This window comes from Kitasatospora sp. NPDC001683 (assembly GCF_053596495.1).
The window spans coordinates 44139-61247 of sequence record NZ_JBSFGK010000011.1 but is presented as its reverse complement, the minus strand read 5'-3'; the positions used below and the strand labels follow the sequence as shown (position 1 = coordinate 61247).

Here is a 17109-nt window from a genome sequence, read left to right as displayed (position 1 = left end):
CTCCCGGGCGCTGCAGGGACGGTCCACCCAGCGTAGGACCGTCGCGGCCGCCCGGCTCGGCGGCGCAGGGCCGTTCGGCCCCAGGGGCCGTCCGAAGAGGTCTCCAGCCCGTCCGAACGGGTGCCTAGCGGGGCGCCTGGACGCCGGTGAGCGCGGTGACCACCGGGTCGACCGCGTGGAATATCTCCTCGCCGCAGTTGCGGAACATGCCGATCGGAGCCCCGTACGGGTCGTCCACCTCGTCCGACTCCGGGGTCGCGGCCAGCAGCCAGCCGCGCAGCGCGGCGGCCGCCCGGACCAGGGCACGGGCCCGCTCGGTGACGTCGGCACCGCGGCGCGGGTCGGGCAGGGTGCCCGGGTCGATCGTCCGCACCAGGCGGGTGAACTCCTTCAGCGTGAAGGTGCGCAGCCCCGCCTCGTGGCCCATCGAGATCACCTGGGCGCGGTGGTCCAGGGTCGCGGTGAGCACCAGGTCGGCCTCGACCACGTGCTCGTCCAGCAACTCCCGGCCGGTGAAGCCGCCGCTGTCGGCGCCGTACTCGTTGAGCACGGTCGCGGCGTGGTCCTCCATCGGCGCGCCCTCGTGGCCCCAGGTGCCGGCGCTCTCGACCAGGATCCGCCCGGCCACCCGGGGGTTGAGCCGGGTGTCCAGCTCGCGCCGGGTGAGCCGCTCGGCTATCGGCGAGCGGCAGATGTTGCCGGTGCAGACGAACAGGATCCGGAAGTGGTCCAGCGGCCTGGGACCCACGCTCAGGTACGGCGCTATGCCGGGCCCGTCATGGAGCGAGGCGGTGGGCGTCAACTTCCGGCCTCCAGGTCGGGGACGACCTCCCTCAGCTGCTCGATGCTGATCGCGCCGGCCCGCAGCAGGACCGGGACCTTCCCGGTGACGTCGACGATGGACGAGGCGGTGGCGTGGTCGGCCTTCCCGCCGTCCAGGTAGACCGAGATCGCGTCGCCGAGCTGGGCCTGCGCCTCGTCGCAGGTCGCCGGGGACGGCCCGCCGGTCTTGTTGGCGCTGGAGACGGCGAGCGGGCCGGTGGCGTTCAGCAGCTCGATGGCGACCGGGTGCAGCGGCATCCGGACCGCGACGGTGCCGCGGGTCTCGCCGAGGTCCCAGCGCAGCGACGGCTGGTGCCGGGCGACCAGGGTGAGGCCGCCGGGCCAGAAGGCATCGACCAGCTCCCAGGCCTGCTCGGAGAAGTCGGTGACCAGGCCGTGCAGGGTGGTCGGCGAGCCGACCAGGACGGGCGAGGGCATGTTGCGGCCGCGGCCCTTGGCGGCCAGCAGGTCGCCGACGGCCTCCGGGGAGAAGGCATCCGCGCCGACGCCGTAGAGGGTGTCGGTGGGCAGCACGACGAGTTCGCCGCGGCGGATGGCCGAGGCGGCCTCGCGCAGGCCGGTGGCGCGGTCCCCGGCGTCGGCACAGTCGTAGCGGCGGCTCATCGGTACGGTCCCCTTCCGGAATGGCTCATCACGTTCACTGCGGTCTTCACAGCGCGGCTTCACGAGCAGTCGTACTGCGCTCGATGTTCACGACCCGACCCTCCGGGCGGTCGTACTGCGCTCGATGTTCACGACCCGACCCTCCGGGCGGTCGTACTGCGCTCGATGTTCACGACCCGACCCTCCGGGCGGTCGTGAAGCGCGGCCGGTTGTTCAGGTCACGGTGGTCGGCGGTGTCCGTCCAGCCGCGTTCCTCGTTGAAGATCCACGGCACCTGCCCGCCCTGCTGGTCGGCGTGCTCGATCACCACCGCGCCGCCCGGGCGCAGCAGCCGGGCGGCCACCCGCTCGATGCCGCGGATGGTGTCCAGGCCGTCCTCGCCGGAGAACAGGGACATCTGCGGGTCGTGGTCGCGGGCCTCCGGCGCGACGTACTCCCACTCGGTGAGCGGGATGTACGGCGGGTTGGAGATCACCAGGTCGAAGCGGCCGTCCCAGGAGCGGTCGTCCTCGAAGGCCTTGGTGGCGTCCCCGGCGTGCAGGGTGACCCTGGCCCGGTCCGGGCTGGCCTCGATGTTGCGCCGGGTGTACTCCAGCGCTCCCTCGTCGAGTTCGAAGGCGTGCACGGTCGAGCGCGGCAGTTCCTGGGCCAGGGCGAGCGCGATGGCGCCGGAGCCGGAACACAGGTCGACCACCAGCGGCTCGGCGACGTCCATGTCGCGCACCGCGTCTATCGCCCACTCGACGACCGTCTCGGTCTCCGGCCGGGGCACGAACACCCCGGGGCCGACCTCCAGTTCGAGGTAGCGGAAGAACGCCCGCCCGGTGATGTGCTGCAGCGGCTCGCGCGCCTCGCGGCGCGAGACCGCCTCCCAGTAGCGGGCGTCGAAGTCGGCGTCCTTCACCGTGTGCAGCTGGCTGCGCTTGACGTGGTGGACGTAGGCGGCGAGTTCCTCCGCGTCGAAGCGCGGCGACGGCACGCCGGCCGCGGCCAACCGCTGGGTGGCCTGGGCCACCTCGGCGAGCAGCAGGTTCATCCGTACGACCTCTTGTTTCTGCGCTCCGGCTTCAGGCTTGCGTCGGGCTGGGGCGCGCCGGTCTCAGTTCTCTTGGGCCGCGGCGAGCTTGGCCGCCGCGTCCTTGTCGACGCAGGACTGGATCACCGCGTTCAGTTCGCCGTCCAGGACCTGGTCCAGGTTGTACGCCTTGAACCCCGTGCGGTGGTCCGAGATGCGGTTCTCCGGGTAGTTGTACGTCCGGATCCGCTCGGAGCGGTCCACCGTACGGACCTGGCTGCGACGCGCGTCCGAGGCCTCGCGCTCGGCCTCCTCCTGCGCGGCGGCCAGCAGCCGCGAACGCAGGATGCGCATCGCCTGCTCCTTGTTCTGCAGCTGGCTCTTCTCGTTCTGGCAGGACGCCACGATACCGGTCGGCAGGTGGGTGATCCGGACCGCGGAGTCGGTGGTGTTGACCGACTGGCCGCCGGGGCCGGAGGAGCGGTAGACGTCGATCCGCAGGTCGTTGGCGAGGATCTCGACCTCGACCTCCTCCGCCTCGGGGGTGACCAGCACGCCCGCCGCGGAGGTGTGGATGCGGCCCTGCGACTCGGTGGCGGGGACGCGCTGCACGCGGTGCACGCCGCCCTCGTACTTCAGCCGGGCCCAGACGCCCTGGCCGGGCTCGGCGTTGCCCTTGGTCTTGACGGCCACCGAGACGTCCTTGTAGCCGCCGAGGTCGGACTCGTTGGAGTCGATGATCTCGGTCTTCCAGCCGATCCGCTCGGCGTAGCGCAGGTACATCCGGAGCAGGTCGCCGGCGAACAACGCGGACTCCTCGCCGCCCTCGCCCGCCTTGATCTCCAGGATGACGTCCTTGTCGTCACTCGGGTCGCGCGGGACGAGCAGCAGCCGCAGTTCTTCGGTCAGTTCGTCGCGGCGCGCCTCGGAGTCCTTCACCTCGGAGATGAACTCCGGGTCCTCGGCGGCGAGTTCGCGCGCGGCCTCGATGTCCTCGCCGGCCTGTCGCCACTGCCGGTAGACCCGGGTGATCGGGGTCAGCTCGGCGTACCGCTTGGCCAGCCTGCGGGCGTTGGCCTGGTCGGCGTGGACGGACGGGTCGGCCAGCCTCGTCTCGAGGTCGGCGTGCTCGACGAGGAGCTCTTCGACTGCCTCGAACATGGGGTGGCCTTCTTCCCGGGGAATCGGAACGTGTGTGCGGGGGGACGGAGCGGTGGAGCCGCGGAACGCGCGCTGGGACGCGAACGGCGCCGGTTCCCAGCGCCCCCGACAACGAGTACGGGGGCACCGGGAACCGGCGCCGAGGGAGCGCTAGGCCTTCGCGCTGTGCTGCTTGCCGAAGCGGGCCTCGAAGCGGGCGACGCGGCCACCGGTGTCGAGGATCTTCTGCTTGCCGGTGTAGAACGGGTGGCACTGCGAGCAGACCTCGGCGCGGATCTCGCCGCTGGTCTCGGTCGAGCGGGTGGTGAACTCGGCGCCGCAGGTGCAGGTCACGCGGGTGACCACGTACTCCGGGTGAACGTTGGACTTCAAGGGGTTCTCCTATAGTTCGGGAGGGCACCGGGTCGGCGGCTGGAGTGCCGCACGTGAACCGGGACCGACGGTCCAGTCTGCCAGGACCGGCCGCATCTTCCCAAACCGGGTCCGGCTGCGGCTTATTCCGGGGGATATTCCGGGCGCCGTCTCACCGTACGGCGTCGGCCTTCCCGGTGGCCTTCTCGGTGGCCTTCGGGGACGCGGTGGGGGCCGCCTGGGCGGGGTTCTCCGGCTGGGCGGAGACGACCGACCGCGGGACCGGCTGGTCGGCCCTGAGCGCCGCCCAGACGGTCCCGGCCTGCGGCTGCTGCTCGACCACCCGGTTGGGGTCGGCGGGGGCGGTCATCACCGGCAGGGTGACCATGGTCAGCCGGTCCGGCCCGATCCCCTTGAGCTCCTGCGCCAGCCCCACCAGGGAGTTCACCGAGCCGAGCGCGGAGTCGGTGGTGATGCTCCTGGTCATGGTGTCGCCGATCGACCACAGCTTGACCGGGTCGGAGAACAGCCCGATCCCACCGGCCTGCTGGAGCAGCGACTTGACCATCTGCTTCTGCAGCTCGATCCGGCCGAGGTCGCTGCCGTCGCCGACGCCGTGCCGGGTGCGCACGAAGGCCAGCGCCTGCTGCCCGTCGAGGTGGTGCTGCCCGGCCGGCAGGTCGAGCCCGCTGTCCTTGTCGTGGATGGCCACCGTGGTGGTCACGGTGGCCCCGCCTATCGCGTCCACGACCCGGGCGAAGCCGGCGAAGTCCACCTGCAGGTAGTGGTCCATCCGCAGCCCGGTGAGCTGCTCGGTGGTCTTGACCGCGCAGGCCGCGCCGCCGGTCTCGAAGGCGCTGTTGTACATGGCGCGCTTGACGGCCTGGACGGTCTTGCCGGCGCCGTCCGTGCACTGCGGGCGGTCGACCAGGGTGTCGCGCGGGATCGAGACGATCGAGGCCCGGGAGTGGTCCTGGCTGACGTGCACCACCATCGCGGTGTCGGAGCGGGCGGAGTCACCGGTGCTCCCGCCGGCCAGGTCGCCGTTCGCGCCGGCCCGTGAGTCGGAGCCCAGTACCAGGATGTTGAACGAGCCGTCGGTGGCGGCCGGAGGCCGGGCGTCGCCGAGGCGGGAGTCGATGTCGACGCTCTTGATGTTGCCGTTCAGCTTCAGGTACGCCCACCCGGCCGCCCCGGCACCGACGACGACGAGCGCGACGAACGCGCAGGCGGCCACCAGCAGGACCTTGCGGCGGCGACTCGGGACCCTCTTGTGCTCGGCCATACGGTCCAGAGTAAATCGGACAAGAAGATCGAAAACTCCCAAGTTGTCCCAACTCTGGAACAAACGGCCCCGAACGCGCGGAACCCCGGACCGCTCGCGCGATCCGGGGTTCCGTGCTCGATCAGCCCTGCGGCTACGGTCAGTCGCCGGAGCCGGGGGTGGTCTTGGCGATCTGCATCAGGAACTCGGCGTTGCTCTTGGTCTGCTTCATCTTGTCCAGGAGCAGCTCGATCGCCTGCTGCGAGTCGAGCGCGTGCAGCACCCGGCGCAGCTTCCAGACGATGGCCAACTCCTCGTTGCCGAGCAGGATCTCCTCCTTGCGGGTGCTGGAGGCGTCCACGTCGACGGCCGGGAAGATGCGCTTGTCCGAGAGCTTCCGGTCGAGCTTGAGCTCCATGTTGCCGGTGCCCTTGAACTCCTCGAAGATCACCTCGTCCATCCGCGAGCCGGTCTCGACCAGCGCGGTGGCCAGGATGGTCAGCGAGCCGCCGTTCTCGATGTTGCGCGCGGCACCGAAGAACTTCTTCGGCGGGTACAGCGCGGTCGAGTCGACACCACCGGACAGGATGCGGCCGGAGGCCGGCGCCGCCAGGTTGTAGGCGCGGCCCAGGCGGGTGATCGAGTCCAGCAGGATGACCACGTCGTGGCCCAGCTCCACCAGGCGCTTGGCGCGCTCGATGGCCAGCTCGGCGACGGTGGTGTGGTCCTCGGCCGGGCGGTCGAAGGTCGAGGAGATGACCTCGCCCTTCACCGACCGCTGCATGTCGGTGACCTCTTCCGGACGCTCGTCGACCAGGACGACCATCAGGTGGCACTCGGGGTTGTTGTGGGTGATCGCGTTGGCGACCGCCTGCAGCACCATGGTCTTGCCGGTCTTCGGCGGCGCCACGATCAGACCGCGCTGGCCCTTGCCGATCGGCGACACCAGGTCGATGATCCGGGTGGTCAGCACGCCCGGGTCGGTCTCCAGGCGCAGCCGCTCCTGCGGGTAGAGCGGGGTGAGCTTGTTGAACTCGGGGCGGCCGCGGCCGGTCTCCGGGTCCATGCCGTTGACGGAGTCCAGCCGCACCATGGCGTTGAACTTCTCGCGGCGCTCGCCCTCGCGCGGCTGGCGCACCGCACCGGTGATGGCGTCACCCTTGCGCAGGCCGTTCTTGCGGACCTGGGCGAGCGAGACGTAGACGTCGTTCTGGCCCGGCAGGTAGCCGGAGGTGCGCACGAACGCGTAGTTGTCGAGGATGTCGAGGATGCCCGCGACCGGGATCAGGACGTCGTCCTCGCCGATCTGCGGCTCGACGGCACCGGTCTCGAAGCCCTCGCGGCCGCGACGGCCCCGACGGTCCCGGTAGCGGCCGCGACGGCCCCGACGGCCCTCGCCGAACTCGTCGTCGTCGTAGCCGCCCTGCTGGGCCTGCGGCTGCTGGACCTGCTGGCCGCCCTCGCGGCGCTGCTGGCCGTCGCCCTGGCCCTGCTGCTGGCCCTGCTGGCCGCCCTGGCGGTCGGCGCGCTCGCGGCGGTTGCGGCGGTCGCGACGAGACTCGCGCCCCTCGCCGTCCTGCCCGGCCTGGGCCTCGGCGCCGTCCTGGCGCTCGGTGCGCTCGCCCGCGTCGCGGCGGTCACGGCGCTCGCGGCGGTCCCGACGGGTCTCGCGACCCTCCTCGCGGCCCTCGAAGCCGCGGGTCTCGGCCGGACGCTCGGCCTGCTTGGGCTCGACCACCGCGACGGTGGCGGCCTCGCCGGCGGCCTCGGCGGCCGGAGCCGTAGGGGCGCCGGCGGCCGAGGTGGCGCGGCGGCGGGTGCGCTCGGCCCGGGCGGGCGCGGCGGTCTCGGCGGCGGCCTGGACCGGGATCTCGATCTGGGCCTCGGCGGTCGGCGCCGCGGCAGCGGCGGCGGCCTTGCTGCGGCGGGCCGGCTTCTCGGCGGGGGCCTCGGCCTCCGCCTTGGCGGCGGTGCGCTTGGCGGCCGGGGCGCCACCGGCGGCGAGCAGCGGGTCCCCGCCGCTCTTCTCCTTGATGGTCTCGATCAGCTGGCTCTTGCGCAGGCGTCCGGTACCGGTGATGCCCAGGTCCGCGGCGAGCTTCTGCAGCTCGGCGAGGACCATGCCGTCCAGGCCCGCGGCGGCACTGCGGCGGCGGCGCGGGGCGGCGGGGGCGGCGGCGGCCGCGTCCGACGCATCGGCGTCCGGGCGCGCGCCCATCAGATCGGTGGAGTCGCTCACTAAGGGTCCTTCCCTGGAGCGGACGTCGGCCTGTCTGGCTCGGCGACCGGTTGTGCTGTCCTGACCAACGCTCGACTGCGTCGGTCCGAGGCGGTGGTCCCTCGAATGGCGGGAGCCCGTCGAGGGAGAGCTGCGAGGTGCGGTGCATGAAGCACGGTGGTGCTGAGGTGGCGCGTGGGCCGGTCGTGTGTCGACCTCCCCAGAGGGCGTTGCCCCCACGCTGCCTGCGAATCCCGGGCCCCCGTCGCGTGACGGTGACCCGTGCTCCGCCCGTCCTGGCCTCGAGGTTGGAGGCCGCGGGTGGGAGTCAGGTGCCGTCACGGCTTCGGGATGCGGCCGCATGTCGCGCAGGCAGGCTGCGTACGCGCTGCGGTGGGCTCCCGGAGAATCGTCGCCCCGGACATCGCCACGACTCCACGGCCGTGGAGTGCTGGGATCGGGACGCGGCGCACCGAGCCCCGGAGGGCACCTGGTGCAGCAATGAGGTTAACACTACCGACCCCCTCAGACATTCCCCGACCTCGGGCCTGCCAATCGTGTCCGGACGGCCCGGCTCGCCGCAGGGCCGAACGAGCTGCTCAGACGTCCAGCGGGAGCACGGTGGCCCCGGTCCGGTCGATGCCCAGCCGGTGCGCGGCGAACGCCGGGTCGCCGCCGTGGCCGTGGTGCCCGGCGAAGGAGAGCACCTTGTCGACGCCCGCCTCGTCGGTGAGCGCCAGCACGGTCGGGCCGGCCCCGGAGACGACCGCGGGGACGCCCTCCGCGCGCAGCGCGCCGACCAGCGCGGCGCTGTCCGGCATCGCGGAGGCGCGGTAGTCCTGGTGCAGCCGGTCCTCGGTGGCGGCGAAGAGCAGCTCGGGCCGCCGGGTCAACGCCTCCACCAGCAGCGCGGACCGGCCCGCGTTGACGGCGGCGTCGGCCAGCGGGACGGTCTTCGGCAGCAGGCCGCGGGCGGTCTCGGTGAGCACCTCGCCGGCCGGGACGAACACCACCGGGACGACCTGCTCGGAGGGCTCCAGGGCGACCGCCTTGGCCGACTCCTCGTCGGTCCAGGCGATGGTGAAGTTGCCGCGCAGGCAGGCCGCGACGTTGTCGGGGTGGCCCTCCAGCTCGGAGGCGAGGGCCAGCAGCGCGTCGTCGTCCAGCGCGGACGGTCCGCCGATGGTGACCGCGCGGGCGGCCACGATGCCGGCGCAGATGGCGGCCGAGGAGGAGCCCAGGCCGCGGCCGTGCGGTATCCGGTTGGCGCAGACCACTTCGAGGCCGCGCGGCTGGCCGCCGAGCCGGTCGAAGGCGGCCCGCATCGAGCGGACCAGCAGGTGGCGCTCGTCCCGGGGCAGCGTCTCGGCGCCCTCGCCGGCGATGTCGACGGAGAGGCCGGAGTCGGCGACCCGGACGACCACGTCGTCATACAGACCCAGCGCGAGCCCGAAGGCGTCGAAGCCCGGGCCGAGGTTGGCGCTGGTCGCGGGAACCCTGACCCGGACGGCGGCGGCACGGAACGCAGGACCGGCCATGCGGTGGACTCTCCTGGGGAAATCGGGCGGCGCGGAGCGCGTCGTCGGTGCGAGGGTGGGGGAAAGGGCCGCGGGCCCCTCGGGCCTGGCGGTCACAGTCGTCGGCGCGGCCCGTACCAGGACGGGCCCGGGGCATGTGCCACACGGCCGAACCCAGAGTATCGAAGAGAGGTTCCCCAGTGGTACACCCCGTGGGCCTTCGATCTGGTGTGTTGCCGGTTCTGGCCGGAATGCACACCCCGCTCGGTCAGGGAGAGGGGCGGAATCGGATCGGAATGCGCAGCGGAATTGACCAAAAGAGTCAGCGGAGAACTTTGACGGGCCGCCCCCCGAAAGGGTCGGCCCGTCGAAGCGTCAGACCCCGTCGTCAGTCCAGCAGTCCGAGCCGCCGGGCGGCCGTCTCCGGGTCGACCGGGACGACCTGCGGCTGCGGCGCGCCGGCCACCGCCCAGTCCGGGTCCTTGAGGCCGTTGCCGGTCACCGTGCAGACGATCCGCTGGCCCGGGTCGACCAGGCCGGCCTCCGCCTTGGCCAGCAGACCGGCCACCGAGGCGGCCGAGGCGGGCTCCACGAAGACGCCCTCCTGCGCGGCCAACAGCCGGTAGGCGGCGAGGATCTGACGGTCCGTCACCTTGTCGATGAGGCCGCCGGACTCGTCCCGCGCGGCGAGCGCGAAGTCCCAGGAGGCCGGGTTGCCGATCCGGATCGCGGTGGCGATGGTCTGCGGCTTGAGGACGGGCGCGCCGTCCACGATCGGCGCCGAGCCGGCCGCCTGGAAGCCCCACATCCGCGGGGTGCGCGCGGCCATCCCGTCGGTCGCGTACTCCCGGTAGCCCTTCCAGTACGCCGTGATGTTGCCCGCGTTGCCGACCGGCAGGACGTGGATGTCCGGGGCGTCGCCGAGCATGTCGACGATCTCGAAGGCCGCCGTCTTCTGACCCTCGATCCGCACCGGGTTCACCGAGTTGACCAGGGCGACCGGGTACTTCTCGGACAGTTCGCGGGCCAGCGTCAGGCAGTCGTCGAAGTTGCCGTCGACCTGCAGGATCTTCGCGCCGTGCACCAGCGCCTGGCCCATCTTGCCCAGCGCGATCTTGCCCTGGGGCACGAGCACCGCGGAGACCATCCCGGCCCGCACCGCGTACGCGGCGGCGGAGGCCGAGGTGTTGCCGGTGGACGCGCAGATGACGGCCTGCGCGCCCTCCTCCTTGGCCTTGGAGATGGCCATCGTCATCCCGCGGTCCTTGAAGGAGCCGGTCGGGTTGGCGCCCTCGACCTTGAGGTAGACCTCGCACCCGGTGCGCTCGGAGAGCACCTGGGCGGGCACCAGGGGCGTGCCGCCCTCCAGCAGGGTGACCACCGGGGTGGCCGCGGTGACCGGCAGGCGGTCCCGGTACTCCTCGATCAGGCCGCGCCACTGGTGGGTGTGCGCGCCTCGGACGACGTTCTCGGCAACGGCGTTCATGGCTGGTTCCTTATTCCCCTTCGACCCGCATGATGCTGGCCACGTCCCGCACGCTGTCCAGCGCGCGGAGCTTGTCGACCGTCGCCGACAGCGCGGCGTCGGTGGCACGGTGGGTGACCACGACGAGCGAGGCGTCGCCGTCGCGGCCCTGCTGGCGCACGGTGTCGATGGAGACGCCGTGCTCGGCGAAGACGGACGCGACCTGGGCGAGCACGCCCGCCCGGTCGTCCACGTCCAGGCTGACGTGGTAGCGGGTGACCACCTCGTCCATCGGCTTGGCGGGCAGCCGGGTGTACACCGAGTCGCCCGGACCGGTGGCCCCGGCCAGCTTGTTGCGGCAGACCGCGACCAGGTCGCCGAGCACCGCGGAGGCGGTCGGCGAGCCGCCCGCGCCCGGGCCGTAGAACATCAGCCGGCCGGCCGCCTCGGCCTCGACGAACACCGCGTTGTACGCCTCCCGGACGGAGGCCAGCGGGTGCGAGAGCGGGATCATCGCCGGGTGGACCCGCGCGGTGACGGACTCGCCGTCGGCGGCCCGCTCACAGATCGCGAGCAGCTTGACCACGCACCCCATCTCCTTGGCGGAGGCGATGTCGGCGGCGGTCACCTCGGTGATGCCCTCGCGGTAGACGTCCGCCGCGGTGACCTTGGTGTGGAAGGCGATGCCGGCCAGGATCGCGGCCTTGGCGGCGGCGTCGAAGCCCTCCACGTCGGCGGTCGGGTCGGCCTCGGCGTAGCCGAGCGCGGTGGCCTCCTCCAGCGCCTCCGAGTAGCCGGCGCCGGTGGTGTCCATCTTGTCGAGGATGAAGTTGGTGGTGCCGTTGACGATGCCCAGCACCCGGTTGACCTCGTCCCCGGCGAGGGACTCGCGCAGCGGGCGCAGCAGCGGGATCGCGCCCGCCACCGCGGCCTCGTAGTACAGGTCCACGCCGGCCGCGGCGGCCGCCGCGTGCAGTTCGGTGCCGTCCTGGGCGAGCAGCGCCTTGTTGGCGCTGACCACCGAGGCACCCTGCTTGAAGGCGGACAGGATCAGCGATTTGGAGGGCTCGATCCCACCCACCACCTCGACCACGACGTCGATGTCGCCCCGGCCCACCAGGGCCTCGGCGTCGGTGGTGATCAGGTGCTCGGGCACCCCGGGGCGCACCCGGCCGGCCCGGCGGACCGCGATCCCGGCGAGCTCGACCGGGGCACCGATGCGAGCGGCGAGGTCGTCGGCCGTCGTCGTCATGATGCGCGCCACCTCGGAGCCCACCACACCACAACCCAGCAACGCCACCTTCAGCGGGCGCGTACGCATCATCCGACTCCGCTCTGCATTCTTCGTGCTTCGGTATTTCCGGCGGTTTTCGGGGCCTGCCGGAAACTTCGGTCCGTACCAGTCTCGGGGACTTTCCGGACGGATCTACGGTCGTTCCATGATCTGAGACGAGAATTTCGTCATCCGATATCCAGGCGCAGGAGATCCTCCTCCGTCTCGCGCCGGACGATCACCCGCGCCGCACCGTCCCTGACGGCGAGCACGGGGGGCTTGAGGGCGTGGTTGTAGTTGCTCGCCATCGAGCGGCAGTAGGCGCCGGTGGCGGGCACCGCGATCAGGTCGCCCGGGGCCAGGTCGGCCGGCAGGAAGGCGTCCCGGACCACGATGTCGCCGGACTCGCAGTGCTTGCCGACCACCCGGACCAGCATCGGCTCGGCGTCACTGGTGCGTGACACCAGGGCCACCGAGTACTCGGCGTCGTACAGCGCGGTGCGGATGTTGTCGGACATCCCGCCGTCCACGCTGACGTAGGTGCGCAGGCCCTCCAGCGGCTTGACCGTGCCGACCTCGTACAGCGTGAACGCGGTCGGGCCGACGATCGCCCGGCCCGGCTCCACGCTCAGCCGGGGGGCGTTCAGGTTCGCGGCGGCGCACTCGCGGCGGACGATCTCGGCCAGCGCGGCGGCGATCTCGGCAGGCTCCCGCGGGTCGTCCTCGCTGGTGTACGCGATGCCGAGGCCGCCGCCGAGGTCGATCTCGGGCAGCTCGACGCCGTGCTCGTCCCGGATCCCGGCCAGCAGGCCGACCACCCGGCGGGCCGCCACCTCGAAGCCGGCCATGTCGAAGATCTGCGAGCCGATGTGCGAGTGGATGCCGCGCAGCTCCAGGCTGTCGTGGCCGAGCACCCGGCGCACCCCCTCGGCGGCGGCCCCGCCGTTCAGCGACAGGCCGAACTTCTGGTCCTCGTGCGCCGTGGCGATGAACTCGTGGGTGTGCGCCTCGACGCCGACGGTGATCCGGATCAGCACCGGCTGGCGCACGCCCTGGCGGGCGGCGATCGCCGCCAGGCGCTCGATCTCCTCGTAGGAGTCGACCACGATGTGCCCGACACCGGTCTTCACCGCGTGCTCGAGCTCGTCCACCGACTTGTTGTTGCCGTGCAGCGCGATCCGCTTCGGCGGCATCCCGGCGGCCAGTGCCACCGCCAACTCGCCGACGCTGCACACGTCGAGGTTGAGGCCCTCCTCGTGCAGCCAGCGGACGATCGCCTTGGAGAGGAAGGCCTTTCCGGCGTAGTAGACGTCCGCGTCGGCGCCGAAGGCGTCCCGCCAGGCGCGGGCCCGGGTGCGGAAGTCGTCCTCGTCCAGCACGTAGGCCGGGGTGCCGAACTCGGCCGCCAGCCGCTTGACGTCGATCCCGCCGACGGTGGCCACGCCCTCGGCGTCGCGGGCGACGGTGCGCGACCACACCTTGGGGTCGAGCGCGTTCAGGTCGGCCGGCGGGGCCTGGTAGTGGCCCTCGGGCAGGACGTCGCCGTGGCGGGGACCTGCGGGGTGTGCGGAGCGACTCATGCTCTCAGTGTCCTTCGAGACCTATGGCGAGGGGCGGCGACGGTCGCCGTTGACCGTCAGCCGCCCCCGCTGGTGCGCTTGGGGGGGGTGGTGCCTACATCCGCTCGGGCGCCGTCACGCCCAGGAGCGTGAGGCCGTTGGCGATGACCGTGCGCGTGGCGTCGGCCAGCCAGAGGCGGGCGCGCGTGAGGTCCGTGACCTCCTCGTCGCCCCGGGGCAGGATGCGGCAGTTGTCGTAGAAGCGGTGGTACTTGGCGGCCAGGTCCTCCAGGTACACGGCGACCCGGTGCGGCTCGCGCAGCTCGCCGGCCGCGGCCAGCACGCGCGGGAACTCGCCGAGGTGGCCGAGCAGGTCGGACTCCCACTCGGTGGCCAGCAGCTCCGGTTTGAAGCCCTCGGCCGCACCGCGCGTGATGCCCTGCTCGTCGGCGTTGCGCTGGACCGCGCACATCCGCGAGTGGGCGTACTGGACGTAGTAGACCCGGTTCTCGTTGGTCTGGCTGGTCAGGATGTTGATGTCCAGCGTGATCGTGGAGTCCGTGGAGGAGCGCGCCAGGGTGTAGCGGGCGGCGTCGACGCCGATCCACTCGACCACGTCGTCGATCGTGATGATGTTGCCGGCCCGCTTGGACATGCGGACCTCTTCGCCGTCGCGAAGCATCTTCACGAACTGGCCGATCCTCACCTCGATGTTGCGGTTCATGTCGTCGCCCGCGCAGGCCGCGATGGCCTTGAGACGGTTGACGTAGCCGTGGTGGTCGGCGCCCAGCATGTAGAGCGCGACCTCGGCGCCGCGGTCCCGCTTGGACAGGTAGTACGCGGCGTCGGCGGCGAAGTAGGTCTTGTCGCCGTCGGCCTTGATCAGGACGCGGTCCTTGTCGTCACCGAAGTCGGTGGTGCGCAGGAAGACCGCGCCGTCCTGCTCGAAGACGTGGCCCTGCTCGCGCAGCCGGTCGATGGCCTTCTCGACGGCGCCGGAGTCGTGCAGCGTCTTCTCCGAGAACCACACGTCGAAGTGGGTGCCGAACTCGTCCATCGAGCGCTTGATCTCGGCCACCATGAGCTTGAGGCCCTCGGTGCGGAAGACCTCCAGCTGCTCGGCCTCGGGCAGGTCGAGCACGCCCGGGATCGCGTCGGTGAGGGTCTTGGCGATGTCGACGATGTACTCGCCGACGTAGCCGCCCTCGGGCACCTCGCGGCCGTTCGCGGCGGCCTGCAGGGAGGCGGCGAACTTGGTGATCTGCACGCCGGCGTCGTTGAGGTAGTACTCGGTGGTGACGTCGGCGCCGGAGGCCCGCAGCACGCGCGCCAGCGAGTCGCCGACCGCGGCCCAGCGGACGCCGCCGATGTGGATCGGGCCGGTCGGGTTGGCGGAGACGAACTCCAGGTTGATCCGCAGGCCCTTGAGCGCCTCGTTGCGGCCGTAGGCCTCCCCCGCCTCGACGATGGTGCGGGCGAGCGCGCCGGCGGTGGCGGTGTCCAGGGTGATGTTCAGGAAGCCCGGACCGGCGATGTCGACCTCGGCGACGCCGGTGATCCCTCGCAGGCGGTCGGCCAGCACCTCGGCAACGGCTCGCGGCGGCTTGCCGGCCGCCTTGGCGAGCTGGAGGGCCACGTTCGTCGCGTAGTCGCCGTGGTCCCGGTTCTTGGGCCGCTCGACCGTCACGTGCTCGGGCACGGCGACGGCCAGCTCGCCCGCCTCGACGGCGGAGCTCACTGCGGCCTGGATTGCCTGGGAAAGGTCTGCGGGGGTCACGACGCCAAGCGTAGGCGAGACGGGGTACCCGCCCGCCACCCGGTTTGCCGGTTGAGACACCCGGAGGGGCCGCCGCGCCGTCCACTCGGGGGTCTCAGCCGCGATCCGTCCGCTCTGTTCGCTCAGGGCGAAATCCGCCGGGCCGTTCGCCGGCCCGCATCAGGCGGCGGACCAGGGCCACCAGGTCGGCGGGGTCGAAGGGCTTGCCGAGGTAGCCGTCCACGCCGACCGTCTCCCCCAGGTCGAGGTCCGCCGGAGTGCAGGCGCTCACGATCGCGATCGGCAGTCCACGGGTGTCCGGAGTCGCGCGCAGCCGGGCCGCCGTCCGCAGGCCGTCCAGCCGGGGCATCACCACGTCCAGCGTCACCACGTCGGGCTTCACCCGGCGGATGACCTCCAGGCACTCGGCGCCGTCGGCGGCGGTCACCACCTCAAAGCCCTCCAGCTCGAGGTTGACCCTGATCAGCTGGCGGATCACCTCGCTGTCGTCCACCACGAGGACCCGCCCGGACACTCCCGACACCTCACCGAGGGTATCGGCGGCCCCGCCGCCCCGTCCGGCCTTTGGGCACTTCCGCCCACCGGGCCTCCGGGGCCGCCCGGACGATCTTTCCGGAAACCCGTGCACGGACCGCCCTCGAAGCCTGGTAGTGTTCATCACGTCGGAACGCGCGAGCGGCCGACAGGCCAGTAGGCCCCCGTAGCTCAGGGGATAGAGCACCGCCCTCCGGAGGCGGGTGCGTAGGTTCGAATCCTACCGGGGGCACTTCGCAGGGAGTGCAACTGAGGCCCAGATCAGTGGAGTTGATCCACAGATCTGGGCCTTCGTCATGTTCCGAGGGCGGTTCGGCGGCCCCGCCCGGGCCGAAGGCCGCGCCGGTGCCGAAAGGGACGAGCGACCAGCGACGAAGGAGCGCCGGAGCGTGGGGGCACCTCCCAGCCGCCAGGCCGGGGGAGAGTGTCGGCACCGGGTCGGAGCGGTCCGGAGGCGAGGGGGCGAGTGCCCGGGCGGGGGCGGTCGGGCCGGGCGGCTCAGGAGGCGGCGGCCTCGGCCTGGGTGTACAGGTCGGCGATGGTGTGGTCGAAGTAGGCGCCGTACGAGGTGTCGTCGGTGTCGCCGCCCTGCTGGTAGCCGCCGATGGTGCCGACCACGTCGCCGGTGGCGGTGTCGATCCACGGGCCGCCGCTGGTGCCGCTCGGGTAGGACGGGCACCGGATGACGCGCTGGTAGGCGCTCTGCTGGGCGGTGGTGTTGGTGCAGAGGCTGGGCACCTCGGCGTCGGCCGGGTAGCCGTAGAGCCGGACGGTGGCGCCGAAGGGCTCGTCGGTGCCCAGCCGGTTGCCGCCGACCACGTCCTCGACCTTGCGGCCGTTGCTGGGGGCGGTCTCCAGGATCGCGAAGTCCTCGTCCACGTCGCCCTTCTGGGACCAGCCGGCGGCGGTGTGGATCGCCGTCACCCGCCAGGTGCCGTACGGGGCGGAGCCGTCCCGGTAGCCGGGGACGAAGGTCACGCCGTCGGTGCTGGTGAGGCAGTGCGCGGCGGTCAGCAGCAGGTTGCCGGTGTCGCTGTGCAGCACGCTGGCGGTGCAGAAGTGGTTGCCGGCCGCGACCGAGCCACTGAACAGGGCGCCGACGGTGGCGGTCTCCCGGTTGTCGGCGGGGGCGGGGGCGGTCGTCCCCAGAGCGACGTTGTGCAGGTCGGGGGCGGCGGCGGCAGTGGCCGACGGACTGTCCGCGGGGGTCGGCGAGGCGGTCGGGGGCGGCGCGGCGGTCGGAGTCGGGCTGCCGCTCGGGGTGGTGTCCGCGGCCGGGCCGGGCGAGGCGGGCGCCGCCGTGGTGGCGGCCGGGGCGGGCGCGACGGCCCGGGCGCTGCGGGCCTCCTTCCCGGCGGCCGTGGCGTCGGACAGGTCGAACCCGTGCGTCCCGGCCACCACCGCGGCCACCACGACGGCGGACAGCGCGGTGAACAGCGAAGGGGCCAGCAGACGGTGGCGGCGCGACCTCTGGCGGCGGTGCTGACCCATGCCTGTCTCTCTCCTGCAGTGGTCGATGGCGTCTGGTT

General features: G+C 72.3%; 14 protein-coding genes and 1 tRNA gene. 1 reads left to right on the top strand and 14 read right to left on the bottom strand.

The window, feature by feature from the left end:
- Nucleotides 1–124 precede the first annotated feature (124 nt).
- The 13 genes from ACWCYO_RS08720 to ACWCYO_RS08660 all read right to left on the bottom strand — a co-directional run bounded on the left by ACWCYO_RS08720 (nucleotide 125) and on the right by ACWCYO_RS08660 (nucleotide 15560).
- A complete protein-coding gene (locus ACWCYO_RS08720) occupies nucleotides 125–766 on the bottom strand; it encodes an arsenate reductase/protein-tyrosine-phosphatase family protein (RefSeq protein ID WP_270151001.1) in 642 nt (213 codons plus the stop codon).
- A 32-nt stretch (nucleotides 767–798) separates the two neighbouring features.
- Nucleotides 799–1446, bottom strand: coding sequence for an L-threonylcarbamoyladenylate synthase (locus tag ACWCYO_RS08715; RefSeq protein ID WP_270144032.1), 648 nt, complete (start codon nucleotides 1444–1446; stop codon nucleotides 799–801).
- A gap of 169 nt (nucleotides 1447–1615) precedes the next feature.
- Nucleotides 1616–2482, bottom strand: a complete 867-nt coding sequence (gene prmC / locus ACWCYO_RS08710; RefSeq protein ID WP_270144033.1) for a peptide chain release factor N(5)-glutamine methyltransferase — start codon at nucleotides 2480–2482, stop codon at nucleotides 1616–1618.
- Between the two features lie 63 nt (nucleotides 2483–2545).
- Nucleotides 2546–3622: a peptide chain release factor 1 gene (prfA, locus tag ACWCYO_RS08705; protein ID WP_449783821.1), complete on the bottom strand. Its 1077-nt coding sequence runs from the start codon at nucleotides 3620–3622 to the stop codon at nucleotides 2546–2548.
- A gap of 150 nt (nucleotides 3623–3772) precedes the next feature.
- Nucleotides 3773–3994: a 50S ribosomal protein L31 gene (gene rpmE, locus ACWCYO_RS08700; protein WP_030235761.1), complete on the bottom strand. Its 222-nt coding sequence runs from the start codon at nucleotides 3992–3994 to the stop codon at nucleotides 3773–3775.
- 151 nt (nucleotides 3995–4145) lie between these two features.
- The gene (locus ACWCYO_RS08695) at nucleotides 4146–5258 is read right to left on the bottom strand and encodes an LCP family protein (protein WP_449783820.1); all 1113 of its coding nucleotides are present in this window, start codon (nucleotides 5256–5258) and stop codon (nucleotides 4146–4148) included.
- Nucleotides 5259–5397: 139 nt separating this feature from the next.
- On the bottom strand, nucleotides 5398–7476 hold the full coding sequence (gene rho, locus ACWCYO_RS08690; RefSeq protein ID WP_270144040.1) for a transcription termination factor Rho: 2079 nt from the start codon (nucleotides 7474–7476) through the stop codon (nucleotides 5398–5400).
- A gap of 578 nt (nucleotides 7477–8054) precedes the next feature.
- On the bottom strand, nucleotides 8055–8993 hold the full coding sequence (gene thrB, locus ACWCYO_RS08685; protein ID WP_449783819.1) for a homoserine kinase: 939 nt from the start codon (nucleotides 8991–8993) through the stop codon (nucleotides 8055–8057).
- Nucleotides 8994–9360: 367 nt separating this feature from the next.
- Entirely contained in the window at nucleotides 9361–10458 is a 1098-nt protein-coding gene (gene thrC / locus ACWCYO_RS08680) for a threonine synthase (protein ID WP_270144044.1), read from the bottom strand.
- A gap of 10 nt (nucleotides 10459–10468) precedes the next feature.
- Nucleotides 10469–11761 carry a homoserine dehydrogenase gene (locus ACWCYO_RS08675; RefSeq protein ID WP_270144045.1) on the bottom strand — a complete coding sequence of 431 codons (1293 nt, stop codon included), beginning with the start codon at nucleotides 11759–11761 and terminating at the stop codon, nucleotides 10469–10471.
- A 137-nt stretch (nucleotides 11762–11898) separates the two neighbouring features.
- A complete protein-coding gene (lysA, locus tag ACWCYO_RS08670) occupies nucleotides 11899–13290 on the bottom strand; it encodes a diaminopimelate decarboxylase (protein ID WP_449783818.1) in 1392 nt (463 codons plus the stop codon).
- 94 nt (nucleotides 13291–13384) lie between these two features.
- Nucleotides 13385–15046 (bottom strand): arginine--tRNA ligase, encoded by a 1662-nt coding sequence (argS, locus tag ACWCYO_RS08665; RefSeq protein WP_449783817.1) that lies wholly within the window; start codon nucleotides 15044–15046, stop codon nucleotides 13385–13387.
- Between the two features lie 94 nt (nucleotides 15047–15140).
- Nucleotides 15141–15560 (bottom strand): response regulator, encoded by a 420-nt coding sequence (locus ACWCYO_RS08660; RefSeq protein WP_405000805.1) that lies wholly within the window; start codon nucleotides 15558–15560, stop codon nucleotides 15141–15143.
- Nucleotides 15561–15740: 180 nt separating this feature from the next.
- Between ACWCYO_RS08660 and ACWCYO_RS08655 the strand changes: the two genes are divergently transcribed.
- Nucleotides 15741–15812, top strand: a tRNA-Arg gene (locus ACWCYO_RS08655).
- A 266-nt stretch (nucleotides 15813–16078) separates the two neighbouring features.
- On the opposite strand, the gene ACWCYO_RS08650 is transcribed toward ACWCYO_RS08655, so the two are convergent.
- Nucleotides 16079–17071, bottom strand: coding sequence for a trypsin-like serine peptidase (locus tag ACWCYO_RS08650; protein ID WP_449783816.1), 993 nt, complete (start codon nucleotides 17069–17071; stop codon nucleotides 16079–16081).
- Nucleotides 17072–17109 lie beyond the last annotated feature (38 nt).